General features: G+C 72.6%; 15 protein-coding genes. 9 read left to right on the top strand and 6 right to left on the bottom strand.

Going from position 1 to position 14,625, the window contains the following annotated elements; all coding sequences use genetic code 11:
* The first annotated feature begins 28 nt into the window (after positions 1 to 28).
* Genes F7Q99_RS31735 through F7Q99_RS31720 form a run of 4 tightly spaced genes read left to right on the top strand, consistent with a single transcriptional unit; the run spans position 29 to position 1,955 of the window.
* Positions 29 to 505 (top strand): gas vesicle protein, encoded by a 477-nt coding sequence (locus F7Q99_RS31735; protein ID WP_326847386.1) that lies wholly within the window; start codon positions 29 to 31, stop codon positions 503 to 505.
* Positions 506 to 508: 3 nt separating this feature from the next.
* Positions 509 to 1,324 (top strand): GvpL/GvpF family gas vesicle protein, encoded by an 816-nt coding sequence (locus tag F7Q99_RS31730; protein WP_153467961.1) that lies wholly within the window; start codon positions 509 to 511, stop codon positions 1,322 to 1,324.
* Positions 1,321 to 1,557: a gas vesicle protein gene (locus F7Q99_RS31725; protein ID WP_326847385.1), complete on the top strand. Its 237-nt coding sequence runs from the start codon at positions 1,321 to 1,323 to the stop codon at positions 1,555 to 1,557. The genes F7Q99_RS31730 and F7Q99_RS31725 overlap by 4 nt, the downstream gene beginning before the upstream one ends.
* Positions 1,554 to 1,955, top strand: a complete 402-nt coding sequence (locus F7Q99_RS31720) for a gas vesicle protein K (RefSeq protein ID WP_153467959.1) — start codon at positions 1,554 to 1,556, stop codon at positions 1,953 to 1,955. The genes F7Q99_RS31725 and F7Q99_RS31720 overlap by 4 nt, the downstream gene beginning before the upstream one ends.
* Before the next feature lie 213 nt (positions 1,956 to 2,168).
* Here the strand turns inward: F7Q99_RS31720 and F7Q99_RS31715 are convergent, their stop codons facing one another.
* A complete protein-coding gene (locus F7Q99_RS31715; protein ID WP_153467956.1) occupies positions 2,169 to 2,342 on the bottom strand; it encodes a CsbD family protein in 174 nt (57 codons plus the stop codon).
* Between the two features lie 497 nt (positions 2,343 to 2,839).
* On the opposite strand from F7Q99_RS31715, the gene F7Q99_RS31710 reads away from it, so the two are divergent.
* Both F7Q99_RS31710 and F7Q99_RS31705 read left to right on the top strand, forming a co-directional pair.
* Entirely contained in the window at positions 2,840 to 3,652 is an 813-nt protein-coding gene (locus tag F7Q99_RS31710; protein ID WP_153467953.1) for a hypothetical protein, read from the top strand.
* 195 nt (positions 3,653 to 3,847) lie between these two features.
* On the top strand, positions 3,848 to 5,932 hold the full coding sequence (locus tag F7Q99_RS31705; RefSeq protein WP_153467950.1) for a HEAT repeat domain-containing protein: 2,085 nt from the start codon (positions 3,848 to 3,850) through the stop codon (positions 5,930 to 5,932).
* A gap of 56 nt (positions 5,933 to 5,988) precedes the next feature.
* Here F7Q99_RS31705 and F7Q99_RS31700 read toward each other — a convergent pair whose 3' ends face one another.
* On the bottom strand, positions 5,989 to 6,747 hold the full coding sequence (locus tag F7Q99_RS31700; protein WP_153467947.1) for a class I SAM-dependent methyltransferase: 759 nt from the start codon (positions 6,745 to 6,747) through the stop codon (positions 5,989 to 5,991).
* Between the two features lie 161 nt (positions 6,748 to 6,908).
* Positions 6,909 to 10,976 carry an nSTAND1 domain-containing NTPase gene (locus tag F7Q99_RS31695; protein ID WP_153467944.1) on the bottom strand — a complete coding sequence of 1,356 codons (4,068 nt, stop codon included), beginning with the start codon at positions 10,974 to 10,976 and terminating at the stop codon, positions 6,909 to 6,911.
* Positions 10,977 to 10,985: 9 nt separating this feature from the next.
* On the opposite strand from F7Q99_RS31695, the gene F7Q99_RS31690 reads away from it, so the two are divergent.
* Positions 10,986 to 11,183: a hypothetical protein gene (locus tag F7Q99_RS31690; protein WP_153467942.1), complete on the top strand. Its 198-nt coding sequence runs from the start codon at positions 10,986 to 10,988 to the stop codon at positions 11,181 to 11,183.
* Positions 11,184 to 11,266: 83 nt separating this feature from the next.
* Here F7Q99_RS31690 and F7Q99_RS42830 read toward each other — a convergent pair whose 3' ends face one another.
* Positions 11,267 to 11,875 (bottom strand): DUF4232 domain-containing protein, encoded by a 609-nt coding sequence (locus F7Q99_RS42830; RefSeq protein ID WP_326847477.1) that lies wholly within the window; start codon positions 11,873 to 11,875, stop codon positions 11,267 to 11,269.
* Here F7Q99_RS42830 and F7Q99_RS43425 point away from each other — a divergent pair.
* Positions 11,757 to 12,062, top strand: coding sequence for a hypothetical protein (locus tag F7Q99_RS43425; RefSeq protein WP_153467937.1), 306 nt, complete (start codon positions 11,757 to 11,759; stop codon positions 12,060 to 12,062). The two genes, F7Q99_RS42830 and F7Q99_RS43425, sit on opposite strands and share 119 nt — an antisense overlap.
* A 357-nt stretch (positions 12,063 to 12,419) precedes the next feature.
* Here the strand turns inward: F7Q99_RS43425 and F7Q99_RS31675 are convergent, their stop codons facing one another.
* A complete protein-coding gene (locus F7Q99_RS31675; protein WP_326847384.1) occupies positions 12,420 to 12,926 on the bottom strand; it encodes an ArsR/SmtB family transcription factor in 507 nt (168 codons plus the stop codon).
* A 57-nt stretch (positions 12,927 to 12,983) separates the two neighbouring features.
* Here F7Q99_RS31675 and F7Q99_RS31670 point away from each other — a divergent pair, with 57 nt between their 5' ends.
* The gene (locus F7Q99_RS31670) at positions 12,984 to 13,895 is read left to right on the top strand and encodes a S41 family peptidase (RefSeq protein WP_153467934.1); all 912 of its coding nucleotides are present in this window, start codon (positions 12,984 to 12,986) and stop codon (positions 13,893 to 13,895) included.
* 149 nt (positions 13,896 to 14,044) lie between these two features.
* Here the strand turns inward: F7Q99_RS31670 and F7Q99_RS31665 are convergent, their stop codons facing one another.
* Positions 14,045 to 14,509 (bottom strand): hypothetical protein, encoded by a 465-nt coding sequence (locus F7Q99_RS31665; RefSeq protein ID WP_153467931.1) that lies wholly within the window; start codon positions 14,507 to 14,509, stop codon positions 14,045 to 14,047.
* Between the last annotated feature and the right edge of the window lie 116 nt (positions 14,510 to 14,625).

Genomic DNA, 14,625 nt, shown 5'->3' with positions numbered 1-14,625 from the left:
CGCGCTACGAATCGAGGTCGAGCACGCCGTGACCGGACCCAATCCCTCCGGCCCCGCCCCGGCACGACCGCTTTATCCCTACGGCGGGGAATCCGGGGCGAACCTGGCCGACATCCTCGAACGGGTACTCGACAAGGGAATCGTCATCGTCGGGGACATCAAGATCAACCTGCTCGAGATAGAACTTCTCACGATCAAGCTCCGGCTCCTGGTCGCCTCCGTCGACAAGGCGAAGGAGATCGGCATCGACTGGTGGGAGCGCGACCCCGCCCTGTCCTCACGCGCCGACGAGTACCACGCCGTGGAACGGGCGGACGAACGCGACGCGTTGGAGGAGGAGAACGAGCGCCTGCGAGCCGAGGTGAAGGCGCTTCGCGGACGCGCTCGGAAAGCCGAGACCGAGCTGCCCTCGGCCAGCCGTCCCCGTCAAGGCGCCAAGCGAGAGGTCGACGCCGCCCCACGGCGCCGGAAGCGGGCAGCAGAGCGTGAGGATCCCGGGAGTTGAGCCATGGCCAATCGCCTCAGGTATACCTATGCGGTGGTCCGGCCGTCCTCCGCGCTCGAACACGTGCTGTCCGATGTGCGCGGGGTCGCCAACGCATCCGTCGCCCTGGTGCGCTCCACGACGGTCGCCGCGGCGGTGAGCTCCGTGCCGGAAGAGGAGTTCTCGGAACAGGCTCTCAAGGACCGGTTGGAAGACCTCGACTGGCTTGAGACAGTCGCAAGGGCCCATCACTCGGTCGTCGAGGTCCTGTCCGCTCACACGACCGTGCTCCCTCTCCGGCTGGCCACCCTGTACGCGGACGACGCCCATGTCCGCGAGATGCTGGGTGAGCGCCGACAGACCTTCACGGCGCTGCTGGACCGGCTCGCCGATCACGTCGAGTGGGGCGTGAAGATCTATACGGAGCCATCCAACGAGACCGCCCCCTCCGAACCACCGGTCGGCGGCGACCTGTCGGCGCAGTCCCGCCCCGGACGTGCCTATCTGCAACGTCGCAGCGACCAGCGCCGCGCCCGGGAAGACGTCTGGCGGGCGGCGGAGGAAATGATCCGCCGGATCGACGCCGAGGCCCGCGATCTCGCCGTGGAGCATGCCCGCCACCGACTCCAGCAGGGACGCCTGGCCGGCGGCCCCGGGGAGAACGTCGCCAATGACGCCTATCTCGTCCCCCGCCACCTCGCCGAGGAGTTCCGGGACCGCGTCCTCCGGTCGACCGAAGGCCTGCCGGGGCTGCGGGTCGAGGTCACGGGACCGTGGGCGCCATACTCGTTCGCCGAACCCGCGGCGCCCGATACGCGGGAGGGGGCGCCCCCGCAGTGACCACGGAACGGGACCGCGACCTCCCCGACCGCCGCATCGCACTGATCGACCTGCTCGACCGCCTCCTGAGCGGCGGAGTGGTGCTCACCGGCGACCTCATGCTGTCGATCGCGGACGTCGACCTGGTCCGGATCTCCCTGCGCGCCGTCATCGTCTCCGTCAGCGGACAGATGGAAGAGCTCTGGACGCCCGTCGTCCGGGCGCCTCTGTCCGAGGAAGGACGGACGCAATGACCTTCCCACCCGGCCAGCCGGCGCCCGACCGCTTGGCCGAGGTGACCGAGGCGGCGACACGGGCGTTCTCCCTGCTCCCGGCACGACCGGACGACATGGCACCGCCCCGTCGGCGGGGACAGCGCGTCGTCGGCCACCTTCGTACCGACCCGGACACGGTCGAACGGGACCTGGTCAAGCTGGTGCTCACACTTGTCGAGCTGCTGCGCCAGTTGATGGAGCGACAGGCCCTGCACCGGGTCGACCAGGGCGACCTCACCGAGGAACAGGAAGAGCGGCTGGGCCTGACCCTGATGATCCTCCACGACCGTATGGTCGAACTGTGCGGCCGCTACGGTCTGACGATGGAGGACCTCAACCTCGACCTGGGGCCGCTGGGACCCCTGTTGCCACCGTGAGCCCGCGCGGCCGCCGTATCGGCGCTCCAGTGCGGTGAGGGTCTCGCACCACGACAGCCGGTCCTCGACATGCCCGGCACCGTACTGGTGGATTCGCCGGATGAGCGCCACCGTTCGTCGCGACGATGGCGGCACCGGCGGGGTCGGACGACCGCTGGGCGGGGCCGTGCCCTCCGCTGGCGCAGGGCACGGCCCGCCGTGCAAGCAACGACGTCAGTGCTTCATGGCATCCTTCGTCTTCTGGCCCGCCTGCGCGACATCCCCCTTGATCTGTTCCGCCTTTCCCTTGGCGATGAGGCGCTCGTTACCAACCGACTTACCGGTGGTTTCCTTGACCTTGCCCTTGGCAGTCTCAGCAGTGTGCTTGATCTTCTTTCCGGCACCCATCCTCTTCCTCCTTGGACGAGGTCCTTCCGGATTCACCTCCGCGTGTGCCCGATTGCCTGGATTTCATGCCTCTTGCGAAGTCCTCCATCCCATCCACGAGGTCTGGGTGACCGTCGGTACGCCGCACAACATCGAACCGTGGTCGACTGGCACGCGACCCCGGCGTGACCACGGACCCCAGGGCCCTTCCGGCCGAGCGGGGCGGACATACGCAATAGGCCCGTACCGGGATCGATCCATACGGGCCCGTCGCCGGGACGGCGCAGCCCGGGCGCTTTCGACTCGCCTCGGACGGCATGTGGGTGAACACCGCGTGGTTCTCCGCCCCGCCCGGCGGCCGATCGGCGATAACGGGAGGCAGTCCGGGTCACCGCCACCCGCACGTTCAGCCGAGAGGACGGCAGGTGCACGGCGTCGCCTACACCAGGAAGCAGGCGTCCGTCGCAGGCCAGACCCTCACCTTCTGAGAGCCCGCCCGCAGCCCGGGAGCATAACCGTTGCGCATCACCGACGCCCGAACCGGGCACCGCACCGAAATCCACCCGCACCGAGCCGGACTGCTGCGGGTGACCGTCCAGGCCGGGCAGCCCGGCCGGCCGTTCGAGCTCGCGGACCTGCGGGCCCTGCTCACCGCCGACGTACTGGCCCGCATCGCCGAGCTCCAGGGCCTTCAGGTGATCACCCGGCTCTCGCTTCCCGACGCACCGGCCGAACAGATCGAGGCCCTGCTGCGGAAGGCCGCCAGGCTCGGGATCCACCCGCCCGCGGGCACCACCGCGTACCCGGATCCGGCGGCGGACCTGCACGTCACCGCCCACCCGCACCCCGACATCCCGCCCGTGCCGCTGATGACCGTCGGGCGCGTGCTCGCACCACGGGCCGGCGAGTGGGACGCCGAAGCGGCCGAGCCCGGCGCTGCCGGGCCGGCCGAACCGGATCCGCTGGCCGTGCGGTTGGCCCTGCTAGGCCACGCCTACCGGGCCCCCGCCCGGCTCACCGGGCAGGACCTCACGGACGCCCGGGCGACCCTCGCCCGGTGGCGGAGCCTGGTCGCCGAGCTGGCCCGCGAGCCGTCCCGGCCGCTGGTCGCCGAGGCCGCCCGGACGGCCTTCGACGGCCTCGCCGACGACCTGGACACCGCACCCGCGCTGCGCGCGCTGCACGTCTTGGAGTCCCGCACCGACCTGCCCGCGGGCGCCCGTTTCGAGACCTTCCTGCGCGTGGACCGGGTCCTCGGCCTGGAGCTGGAGCGCGACATCGGCCGAGGCCCCCGGCAGCTCCCGGGGGAGCCCGTGCGCCCCGGCGCATGACGGCTGCTTCTCCGAGTGCGTGTGCGCCTTGGACCGTACGGGTGTCCCGGCCTGGACGGCCGCCTCAAGCGGCAGGGGAGGCTGCGGCCGGCGGGCGCTTGTGCGACCGGGCGTCAACATCTCGCGGCCGCAGGACGGTCAGGAGGTCAGCACACCCTGACCGTCCTGTCGGAACCGGCTGCGAAGATCACGCCCATGGATCTCGCTGACGCCCTCGCCGGCCTCGACGCCCACCCCTGGGCCTCCGTCTCGCACGCCTACGGCCCCGCCGAGGACCTGCCCGACCTGCTGCGCGCCCTCGCCGAGGGCGGCGGGGACGCCGAGGAGGCGATCTCCGAGCTGTACTCGTGCATCCTCCACCAGGGCACGGTGTACTCCGCCAGCGTCGACGCAGTCCCGTACCTCGCCCGGATCGCCGCTGCCGCCCGGCCCGGCACGGTCGAAGTCCTCTGCCTGCTCGGCGGGTTGGCCGAGAGCGATGACGAATTCGAGATCGCGCCGGGCGCGGTCCGGGCCGCCGTTGCCACCCAAATCCCGCTGCTGATACCGCTGCTGGCACATGAAGACGTGGACGTCCGGCTGCTCACCGCCTGGACGCTCGGCCACACCCGGGACACCGAGGCCGCCCCGGCCGCCCTGCGGAGCCGGTGGACGGCCGAGGCCGACCCCGGCGTCCGGGCCGAACTGCTCATCGCCCTCGGCCGGGTGGACCTCTCCGACGCCGCCGACGAGGCCCGCGCGCTGCTCGGCGCGGACACGCCCGCGCCGCTGCGACTGGCCGCGCTCCTCGTCGCCCTGACCGCCGAGGAACCGTGGACCGACGCCCACCACGACGCCGCGCTCGGCCTGCTGCCCGCCCGCGAATCCACCGTCGACCGGTACAGCATGCACCACCGCGACCCGCTGCGTGCGATCGTCGACAGCCTGCTGGGCCGCGAGACCGAGGCAGACCGCGAGAGCGTCTTCGCCCTGCTGGACGCCGCCCTGCGCGACGGCCGCCCCGAGGTGCGGACCGAGGCGCTTTCCGCGGCCGACCGCGCCTGCCACCTCTCCCGCAGCGCACCCCGGCGACTCCTCCCGGCCATCGTCGCACTCGCCGCCGAGTACCCGGCGGCGGCCCTGCTCGGCAAGCTCGGCTTGGCCGCCGCCGAGGCCGCGCCCGTCCTCGCCGAACTCGCCGCCCAGCCTGACGACGAGGCGGCCGACCAGGCACTGGCCGTGCTTGTCCGGGTCGCGCCCCGACAGGCCGCCCCGCTGCTGGCCAGGGACCTCGACCGGCGCCCCCGCGCGCTCGACGCCGCAGGCGGCTTCCAGGCCCCTGCCTTCCCCTTCGACCCGGCCCTGCTCGCCGCCGTCCGCGCACGGCTGACCGCGGACGGGCTCGGCAACAACGAGACCGCCGACCTGGTCCATCTGCTGCGCCAGTGGGGCCCGCAGGCCGCCGCCGCCCTGCCCGAGCTGTACGCGGTGCTGCCCCGCTTCCAGTACGCGGCCACCGCCATCGCCGCCGTGGCCGCCGCCGGCCCGCAGGCCGAGCGCGAGCAGGCCGGCGCCGTGCTGCGGTCCGCCGTCGGGCCGCTGATGGTGGCGCGGGCCCACCACGACCTCACCGGCGAGACCGACGTCCTGCTCGACGCCGTCGCCAAGGCGCTCGCCGCCGGCCCGCGCGTTTTTGTCGCCGAGGCCGCCCAGGCCGTCGCCGCCCTGGGCGCGACGGCCGCCGGACTGCTCCCCGTCCTGCGGGCAGCCGTCAGCGAGGACGCCGAGCCGACCACCCCGCAGCTGGACTGCGACATCGCGATCGCCACCGCCGTGTGGCAGATCGACGGCGACGCCGAGGAAGCCGTCACGATCCTGGCCTCCGTCCTCGACCGCACCGCCGGCAACCAGCTCTGGTACCGGTGGACCGTCGTCCGCGCCATCCACGCCACCGCCCTTCTCGGCGCGGCCGCCCGGCCCCTGGTCCCGCGCCTGGAGCACCTGCTCGCCGACCCCGAGAAGGCCCCCGCCGCCGCCCTCGCCCTGCTGGACATCGCGGACCCCGACACCGTCGACCTCGGCCGACTCGCCGAGGCGGCCCTCCACTCCGCCGAAACGGGAGCGGACGTCTCAGGTGCCTGTGAGGCCCTCCAAGCCCTCGGCGCGACCGCCCTGAGCACCCACCAGCGCCTGCGCGTCGCCGAACTCGCCGAGCAGGACCGGCGCATCGTCGGCTCCGGCGTCGCGAACAGCATCATCCACGAGGACGAGCGGCTGCGCGCCATCCTGGCCGCCGTCTGATCCCTTGGCCGGGGACGACGATAGTCGATTCGCCGCCCGACCCGTCCCCGCGCTTATCAGGTGGCGCGGGCGACGCGGATCTTGGACTGCTTGTGTGGCAGCTCTTCCCAGTCGTCCATCAGCTTCGCGGCCAGCCCGTGCCGCTCGGCCATGGCGATGAGGGTCTCGGCCCGGTAGTAGAAGTCCTCCCGCAGTACCTGGTGATCCGGGCCGTCGGTGCGGTCGAAGGTGAAGTCGAAGAAGCCGTCCGGGTGCAGGATGCGTCCGACGTGGGCCAGACATTCGTCGATGACGTGCCGGGGGGAGTGGGAGAACACGCTGTGGGCGTGGACGACGGTGAAGTGTTCGTCGGGCAGGAAGTCGAAGGTCAGATCCCGTACGAGGGCCAGGTTGGGGAGCTTGTGCTGGAGGTCGTACTGGACCACGGTGCGGCGGGCCGCGTGCAGGATGTCGGGCGAGATGTCGATGCCGTGGTAGTGGCCGGTCTTGAGATGGCCGATGAACCGCCAGCCGGCCCGCAGGTTCCCACAGCCGATCTCCAGCATCCGGTCCGTGGGCTTCAGACCGTGTCCGACGAGGTAGTCGTACTGCATCCGGCCCAGCGCCAGCCAGCTCTCCCGCGTTTTGCTGCCGACGGCGGCGTCGGCGCTGCGGGCGGTGTCGGAGCGCATGACGGCGCGGTAGTAGGCGACGTGGTCGGTGGTGGTCAGCCTTAGCCGGGTGTCGCGGGCGAGTCGTCGCAGGTGCGGGACGATCTTCTCGGGGTGGCGCAGGGCGTAACGTGCCTGGTAGGCCAGGCTCGATCGGTTCGGCATCCGAAGGTGCTCCGTCCATGGCCGCCGTCTGACGAGTCGGCCCCGACTGTCCGTTCCAGCGAAACGTAACCGTGATGAACGGTGGGTGCGCGCCTGGATCGTCCGCCTGAGTGTCCGCTGCTGGCGGCGGGGCGGGGCGGGGCGGGGCTCGGCCGGGCGGGTCAGGGGCAGGGCTTGCGGTACGGCGTTCCGCCGGGGACGTAGCGCTGCCACTGGTCCTGGGTGATGGTGTCGCCGACGGACTGGCAGATGATCTGGAGTGTGGTGGGCTGGTCCGTGTTCCAGAGGTCCACGGTCGCGTCGATCGTCGCGATGAGCTTCCCGTCGGGGCTGTACGCGAGCTCGGAGCCCCGGATCCCGCTCGTCTGGCTCGTGGACACCACGGCCCGGAGCGTCGGGACCTGCGGGTTGTCGACGTCCCACAGCTCGATGTGCGGGTATCTCGGGCCGACGTTCGCGTAGCTGTCGCCCATGCTCGTCTTGGCGAGGGTCCGGCCGTCCGGGCTGAACGCGATCCCGGGGCCGGAGGCCGGCGACTGGAAGACCGCCGGGTCGCTGTCGCTCACCCGGCCGCCGGCGACCGGCCACAGCCTGGTCGCGCCGGTGGAGTCGGCCACCGCCAGCCAGCGCCCGTCCGGGCGGAACGCCGGCTCGGAGACGACCGCACCCGCGGTGAGCGGTCTCGACGGCAGGGCGACCGGGTGCCGCGGGTCGGTGATGTCCCAGAGCAGCAGCGAGTCCGAGCCGCCCCCGGCCAGCAGGCGGCGGTCGGGGGAGAGGGCCAGGCGCCAGACCACGCCCGGCAGGGCGGCGATCCGCTGCGGGTGCACCGGATCGGACAGGTCGTACAGCTTCACCGTCGGGGCGAGGCGGCCATCCAGGTTGTCGTTGTTGTCGGCCACGGCCAGCGTCCGGCCGTCCGGACCGAACGCGAGGTCGGCGGCGGAGTTGTCGAGGCCGTCGATCGTGGACAGCACCGGGACGCCCGGCTGCTCGGTGCTGCGCAGGCGGACCACCGGGGTGCCGTCGGGTCCCAGTTCGCCGGTGGCCAGGACGCGGCCGTCGGGGCTGAACGCCGCGCCGCCCGCGCCCAGTTGGCCGCTTCCGGGCAGGGTGGCGAGCCGGTGGTGCGGCGGGTCGCCACTCAGATCCCACAGTGCCCCGTCGCTCTCTCCTTCCCAGGCCACCAGCCGCCGTGAGCCGGAACTGAACGTGACGGGCACGACGAACCCGCTCGGCGACCGGCCCAGGCTGGCCACGGCGCCGGACTGGAAGGGGTTGGTCACATCGGTCAGGTGGACGCCCCGGCCGGTGGCGGTGAGCAGCAGACCGCCCACCGGCTTGGCCAGCAGCGGGTTGCCTGCGGGTACGAACAGGGCGCCGCCGCCGGTGTCGGTGTACTCGTCGATCGGTGGCTCCTCCAGCGTGTTGACGGCGAGCGGATCGGCGCCCATCTGCCACAGCACGGTGGAGCGCTGACAGACGGTGGCGAGCAGACCGCCGTCCGGGCTGAACGCGACCGAGACCAGGCGCACCCGGCAGTCCGGCAGGTCCTTGTCGGCGGTCTTCGCAAGGCGCGGTTGGGCCGTGTTCCGGACATCCCAGAGCCGGAGCGCATTGTCGTCGCCGTCCCCGGGCCCGACCAGCAGGTGCCCGTCCGGGCTGAACGCCAGCCGGTGCAGCGGCTTGTGCTGGAGATCGCCGCGCACCGGGCCGCCGTCCAGCTTCGGCAGGGCGACCGGCTGGGCGGGCGCGGCGAGATCCCACAGGTGCACCGACCTGTCGGCACCCGCACTGGCCAGGGTGCGGCCGGACGGAGCGAAGGCCAGCGAGTCGACGAGCCCGGCGTGGCCGGTCAGCGCCGGGAACGGCTTCGGCGCGGCCGGGGTGGACAGGTCCAGGAGCCGGATCGCGCCGTTGTCCGTACCGGCGGCGAGCAGGTGCCCGTCCGGGCTGACGGCCAGTGCGGTGACGCCGGACGGATCGGCCGCCGCAGGTACGGCGAGCTCCCGGGGGTGGGCGGGGTCGCCGATGTCCCACAGCCGCACGGCCTGACCGGCGGCCGCGGCGAGCAGCCGCCCATCCGGGCTCAGGGCGACCGCGCCGACGCCCGGGAGCCGGACGCGCCCTTCTTCGCCGACGCCCGCCGTGCTCCACAGCGCGACCGCGTTCCCCGTCGAGACGGCCAGGCGGCGCCCGCTCGCGCTCTGTGCCAGGTCCGCCACACGGTCCTGGCCGTCGAAGACGCCGTCCGTTCCGAGTGCGGCGAACAACGCGGCGCTGTTCGCCCGAGGGTCCAACCTGTAGGCCGTCACCGCGAGTTGCTTGGCCAGACCGGGCTGGCTGCCGCGCAGGTCGGCGGCTTCGGCCGCGACCAGCTGGGCCACTGCGCGCTGCCGCTGGGTATCGGCATCCCGCTGGAAGGTGACCGCCAGGCCGGCGGCGCTCACCGACAACAGGGTCAGCACGACCAGGGACGCGACGGCCGCCCGGGTGCGCCGGATCCGGCGCCGCTCGTACCGCTCGGAGCGGTCGAGGAACTCGGTCATCGGGGAAGGCAGTTCGTCCACCGCGGCGCCTTCGCGAGCGGAGACCAGCCGGGTGCCGCGGTACAGCAGCGAAGGGTCCCGGCCGGCCTCCAGCCAGGCCGCGGCGTCGGCGGCGAGCCGCTGGCGGACGCGCAGCCAGTCGCGGTCCGCATCCACCCAGGCGCGCAGCCTCGGCCAGCTGCGCAGCACGGCGTCATGGCTCAGCGCGACGCTCCGCTCGTCCACGACCAGCAACCGGGCCTCGGCGAACCGGTGCAGAGCCCGCTCGGCCGCCTCCTGCTCGGGCAGCCCGTGCAACAGGCTGTCCCGGTCGGCCCGTTGGGCGGTGTCCACGCTCTGGTCGTCGACCCGTACCAGCCGGGGCAGCATCCGGCGGAGGGCTGTCCGGCCGGCCTCGTCCAGCCGGTCGTACGCGTCGTCGGCGGTGGCGGCGATCGCCCGGGTGATCCCGCCGGTGGCCCGCAGGCCGGCCACGGTCAGCCGGGCGCCGCGACGCCGCTGCCAGATGGCCCACAGGGTGTGGGAGAGCATCGGCAGCGTGCCGGGCTCCGGGCCGGTGGGCCGGGTGGCGCCCAGTTCGTGCATCAGCAGGTCAGCCAGGCCCTCGTCGAGAGTCAGCCCTGCCAGGGCGGCAGGCCGTTCGATCGCCGCGCGCAGTTCCTCCGGCCGCATCGGCGCGGCCTGCACCTGGTGGTCCCGCAGCGCAGCGGCCAGCTCCGGATACTCCAGGGCCTGGCCGTAGAAATCGGCCCGCAGCGCCAGGACCACCAGGGCCGCCGAGCCGGCGGCGAGGGCCGAGAGCGCGGCCAGGAAGGCCGTCCGCTCGGACCGGCTCCGGCAGACGGTGAACAGCTCCTCCAACTGGTCGACCACCAGGACCAGCCGTTTGCCGGACTGCTTCGCGAGCGCCTCGGCGGCCAGCGCGGCCGCCGAATCCGGGTCCGCACGCAGGGACTCGGTGCCGGCGGCGCCGTTCGGGTGCAGCGCGGCGGCCAGGCCCCGCAACGGGTGCGCCCCGGGCCTGAGCAACAGACTGGGCCACCCGGCCGAGCCGGGCAGCTCCGGCACGCCCCGGCGCAGCGTGGCGACCAGTCCGGCGTGCAGCACCGAGGACTTCCCCGCGCCGGACGGCCCGACCACGATCAGCGGCTGCCGCTCGGCCAGTGCCTTTGCGCAGGCCCGTACCAGAGCGTCGACCAGCTGCTCCCGCCCGCAGAAGAAATCCGCGTCGTCCACGGCGAAGGACTCCAGGCCCAGGTACGGGCAGCGGCCCGGGGACGGCTCCGGCTCGTCCTCGCCCACCGGCTCGGGCTGGGCCGGGTTGACGGCGAGTACCAGAGTGCCCGAGCGGTCTCCGGCCTGGCGGCGGGGCAGCGGGCCGTGCCGGGCGCGCAGGGTGCGGAACAGGTACTCGTACGCGGCGTCCAGGGTCAGCAGGCGCGGGCCGCGCGGATCGCCCTCGTCGAGCAGCTTGATCAGCGCGCCGGTGAAGGTGGTGTACTGCTCGTCCTCCGGCGCCAGGGCGAGCTGTTCGGTTGAGCCGAGCAGATACATGCCGTGGGCGGGCGGGAGCGTGAACTGCTGCGGCGATCGGCTTCCGAGTTGCGCCCGGCCGGAGAAGCAGCAGTCGAGGACCACGACCACCGAGGAGGCCCGGCAGGCGCTCAGCGCTTTTGCCATGTCGGGCGGATGGCATGCCTCCAGGAGGCCCACGGCTACCGGACGTACCGCAAGGACGGCACCTGCTACCTCTGCCGCGCCAGGCGCAAGGCCGAAGCCGCCCACCGCGAGGGCCAGGAACGCCTGCGGGCAGCCCGCACCGCCCACGCCGAGCGCGGCCGTCCTGCTCGACCCGCCCGCGAGGAGGAGGACCTCGGGCCGCTGTGACTGCCCCTGCCCACCGACAAGGAGCGCGGGCAGCACCGGCCGCGGCAGCTCGCCGACTCGAGTCAGCGGGTTCCTTGCGGGCCTCAGGAGGCGAAGACCACGCCCTGGCTGATCGGCTGGAGGGAGCCGACCGTGAAACCGGCGGCGGAGACGGTCAGCACTTGCTGGACCGGCTTGCCGTCGATGCCGATGAGGTTGGCGGTGAGCTGGGTGGTCTCGTCGGGCGGGGTGACGGTGATGCCGCCCAGAACCTTGCAGGTCGGCTCGGCCTTGTCACAGGAGGACCACTTGAGGCCGGAGAACGCCGAGACGCCCGGCTTGAGGGTGACCTCGACCGGCTGGCCGGGGTGGGCGACCCGTGAACTGCCGGTCACCACCGCGCCGTTGTCGGCCAGCAGCCCGCCGTAACCGAGGTAGCCGTGGACCGTGCAGGTGCGCGAGCTCTTGTTGGTGAGCATCACCATCGCGGTGGGCCCGACGGCGGAGATGGGCTGCATCTGGATGTCCGCCTTCAGGTCGGCCGTGTGGCAGCGGTCCGCGGCGTTCCCGCCGCGAGACGCCGGCGCTGCGGGCGTGACCGACGCGCCGGACCCACCAGAAGCGGCCGGCTTCGCCGAGGCCCCGGCCGCCCCGGCCCCGTTCGATCCCGCTGCTCCCGAGGCCGCCGGCGAGGCCGCGGACGTCGAGGACACGTCGTCGTTGCACGCCGCCGCCCCCAGCCCCAACGCCAGCACCGTCGCCGCCACCGCCAACCCCCTGCCCACCCGCATGGTCCACCCCTCCGGCTCAGCGGACGGTATCCGGTCAACCCGTCCGATCACCCCTCAGGACGTCCCGCTCTCGCCCACCAGTTCGCCTCGTTCCGTCTCGGGGGCGTAACAGCCGCGCCACCGGAGTGACACGCCGACGCCGGAGAGGAGGCGGCCGAGGTCTTCGCCATCGGCAGCGCCGACGGCGTGATCTCCCACTCCTACACGGCGAACGGCCAGCTGATGAGCGACTGGTACACCATCGGCGCGACCGCCTTCAAGACCAGCTGACGCCCGCACCCGGTCCGGCCCGGCACGCGGCCGGACCGGGTGCGGTGCCGGGGTGGTTCGTTCACTCCTGCTACGAGAAGACCGCCGCCGTCTTCCAGGCCGGACCCCACATCGCGGGCATCTTCATCCGGTCCGCCCGCTGGTCCAAAGAAAACGGAGCTAGTCGTACCGCAACACGATCTTCAGCAGACCGACCCTACGTCCTGGCCTGCTGGTAGAGCGTCACCAGGAGGCCGTGCACCGGCTCGCCCTCCGAATCCTCCTCCGTCTCGTCGACCAGTGCGGCCAGCGCCTCGGCGAGCCGCGCTGCCTTGGCCGGGCTGAGCCGGAGGTGACGCAGTGTCAGGACGTGGTCGACGGGTGAGCGGTCCAACTCCTGGGCGACGGCACCGAGCAGCGCGGCCGTGCCCTCGGCCTGCGGTTCGGCGACGAGGAGTCGCCCGGCGGTCCGCCGGTAGTACTTCTCGGTGCCGCCGCGCACCCGCCGCGTTCCCGCGTCCTGGACCAGCCCCGCCTCGCACAGCACCCTGAGGTGGTGGGAGATGCTGCCCTTGTTCGCTCCCAGCTGCGCGGCGAGCCGGCTGATCGTCGACGGCCCGCTGCTCAGGGCGAAGAGCAGGCGCTGGCGCAGGGGGTGGGCGAGTGCCGTGTGCTGCAGGGGCGTGCTGATCCGCTGGACGTCCTCGTCTGGTTGGTGGCTCACCTGATCAAGCGTTAAGTACGTTTGACGCTTTGGCAAGTCGCTGGTCTACTCCCTCCCATGACCTCCACCACATCACTGCCTGCGTTGGACGCCGTCGCCGTCGTCGAGTCGATAGCCGACCTGGTCTGCGAGAACTACGTCTTCCCCGATGCCGCCCGGCAACTGGCGGCCCTGCTGCGGCGCCGGAGTGCCGAGGGCTCCTACCGGGCCGAATCCGCCGAGGAGTTGGCCGAAGCGGTCACCGCCGATCTGCGGTCCGTCAACGGCGACCTGCACCTGGCCCTGAAGTACCACGCCGTGCCCGCGCCGCCGGAACAAGGCGCGGCGGCACTCGCCGCGATGCGGAGGGAATTCGACGCCTCCCTGGGCGGCGTTCCCCGGGTGGAGCTCCTCGACGGCGGCGTCGCCGTCCTGGAGATCGCACCCAAGATGTTCCCGCTGGACTGGGCGGCACAGCCGCTGACCGCGGCGCTCTCACTGGTGGCCCCCGCCCGCGCCCTCATCCTGGACCTGCGCCGCAACACCGGTGGCGATCCGGACACGGTCGCCTTCATCTGCGGCTACCTGCTCGACGGCCGCACCCACCTCAACACCATGCTCTCGCGGCAGGGAGAGGTGGCCGAGCAGTCCTGGACGCCCCCGTTCGTACCGGGTGCCCGCTTCGGCGCCAGCAAGCCGCTCTACGTGCTGACGAGCGGAAACACCTTCTCCGCGGGCGAGGAACTCGCCTACGACCTGCAGCAGCTCGGCCGCGCCGAGGTCGTCGGGGAGGCCACCCGGGGCGGCGCGCACCCGCGCGAGGGCTGGACGGTGCACCCGCACCTGGAACTCAGCGTGCCCGTCGCCCGCGCGGTCAACCCGGTCTCGGGCACCAACTGGGAGGGCACCGGCGTCCGGCCCGATGTGCCGTGCGACGCCGAGGCGGCGCTCGACCGCGCGCTGCCTCTGGCCGTGGCCCGCTTGACCTAGGTCCGCTGCGGCTCTCATCACCACCGGCCTGCTCGCCTCCCCGGCCGGCGCCTACGCCTCCCCGGCCGGCGCCTACGCCGCCGCGACGGTCGTGCTCCCCGGCCGGGCTGGTGAGACCGGTCGGTGTGGTCTCGCATCGGCGCACCTCGTCATCCCCGGGTGAACACCCGACCGTTGAGGTCGTAGAGCCGCTCGGCCTCCGCCGGGTCGGTGTGGTGCCAGAGGCGGTCCCAATCCGAGCCCCGGTCGTCCTCGGGCGTTATCGACCAGTCGATGAAGCCGGGCGCGTCGTCGACCTCCGCCAGCGCCGCCCACAACTCGTGGTCCCGGCAGACGAATCCGTGCTGGAGGGCTTCACCGATCGGGTCGAGCGTCCCGGCTCGGAAGAGGACGCCGCTGTCCCCGCGGTAGAACTGCCACCACTCGGCCAGCACGTGTCCGTCCTGGTCGCGCACCTCGAAGCACTGGAGTACCAGGCCCTCCTCGGCCAGGGCCTCGAACGTCGGGTACTCGTCCAGGTTGTAGGTGGCCGCGTAGTAGATCGCCTGAGCGCGCCGGTGTCCCGCCAATTGATCGATCGGCGGAAGGTCAACGGCAAGGAATCGAAGCTTCATGATCGGGATGCTACTGACTTCAGCGCTCCAGGGTGATGGCGGTCTTTGACCGAAGCGAGCGCTGACGCCCTTGTCGGCAGTCGACCTCGGTGAGGTCGACTGCCGACAAGGCGATC

This window comes from Streptomyces kaniharaensis (assembly GCF_009569385.1).
Lineage (GTDB): Bacteria > Actinomycetota > Actinomycetes > Streptomycetales > Streptomycetaceae > Kitasatospora > Kitasatospora kaniharaensis.
Note: the sequence above shows the minus strand (reverse complement) of the source record. Positions and strands in the feature narration are given on the sequence as shown.

Coding starts and splice junctions, on each gene's coding strand:
- F7Q99_RS31730 (WP_153467961.1), top strand. CDS start 509: ATGGCCAATCGCCTCAGGTATACCTATGCGGTGGTCCGGCCGTCCTCC.
- F7Q99_RS31720 (WP_153467959.1), top strand. CDS start 1,554: ATGACCTTCCCACCCGGCCAGCCGGCGCCCGACCGCTTGGCCGAGGTG.
- F7Q99_RS31715 (WP_153467956.1), bottom strand. CDS start 2,342: ATGGGTGCCGGAAAGAAGATCAAGCACACTGCTGAGACTGCCAAGGGC.
- F7Q99_RS31705 (WP_153467950.1), top strand. CDS start 3,848: ATGGATCTCGCTGACGCCCTCGCCGGCCTCGACGCCCACCCCTGGGCC.
- F7Q99_RS31700 (WP_153467947.1), bottom strand. CDS start 6,747: ATGCCGAACCGATCGAGCCTGGCCTACCAGGCACGTTACGCCCTGCGC.
- F7Q99_RS31695 (WP_153467944.1), bottom strand. CDS start 10,976: ATGGCAAAAGCGCTGAGCGCCTGCCGGGCCTCCTCGGTGGTCGTGGTC.
- F7Q99_RS31690 (WP_153467942.1), top strand. CDS start 10,986: ATGGCATGCCTCCAGGAGGCCCACGGCTACCGGACGTACCGCAAGGAC.
- F7Q99_RS31670 (WP_153467934.1), top strand. CDS start 12,984: ATGACCTCCACCACATCACTGCCTGCGTTGGACGCCGTCGCCGTCGTC.
- F7Q99_RS31665 (WP_153467931.1), bottom strand. CDS start 14,509: ATGAAGCTTCGATTCCTTGCCGTTGACCTTCCGCCGATCGATCAATTG.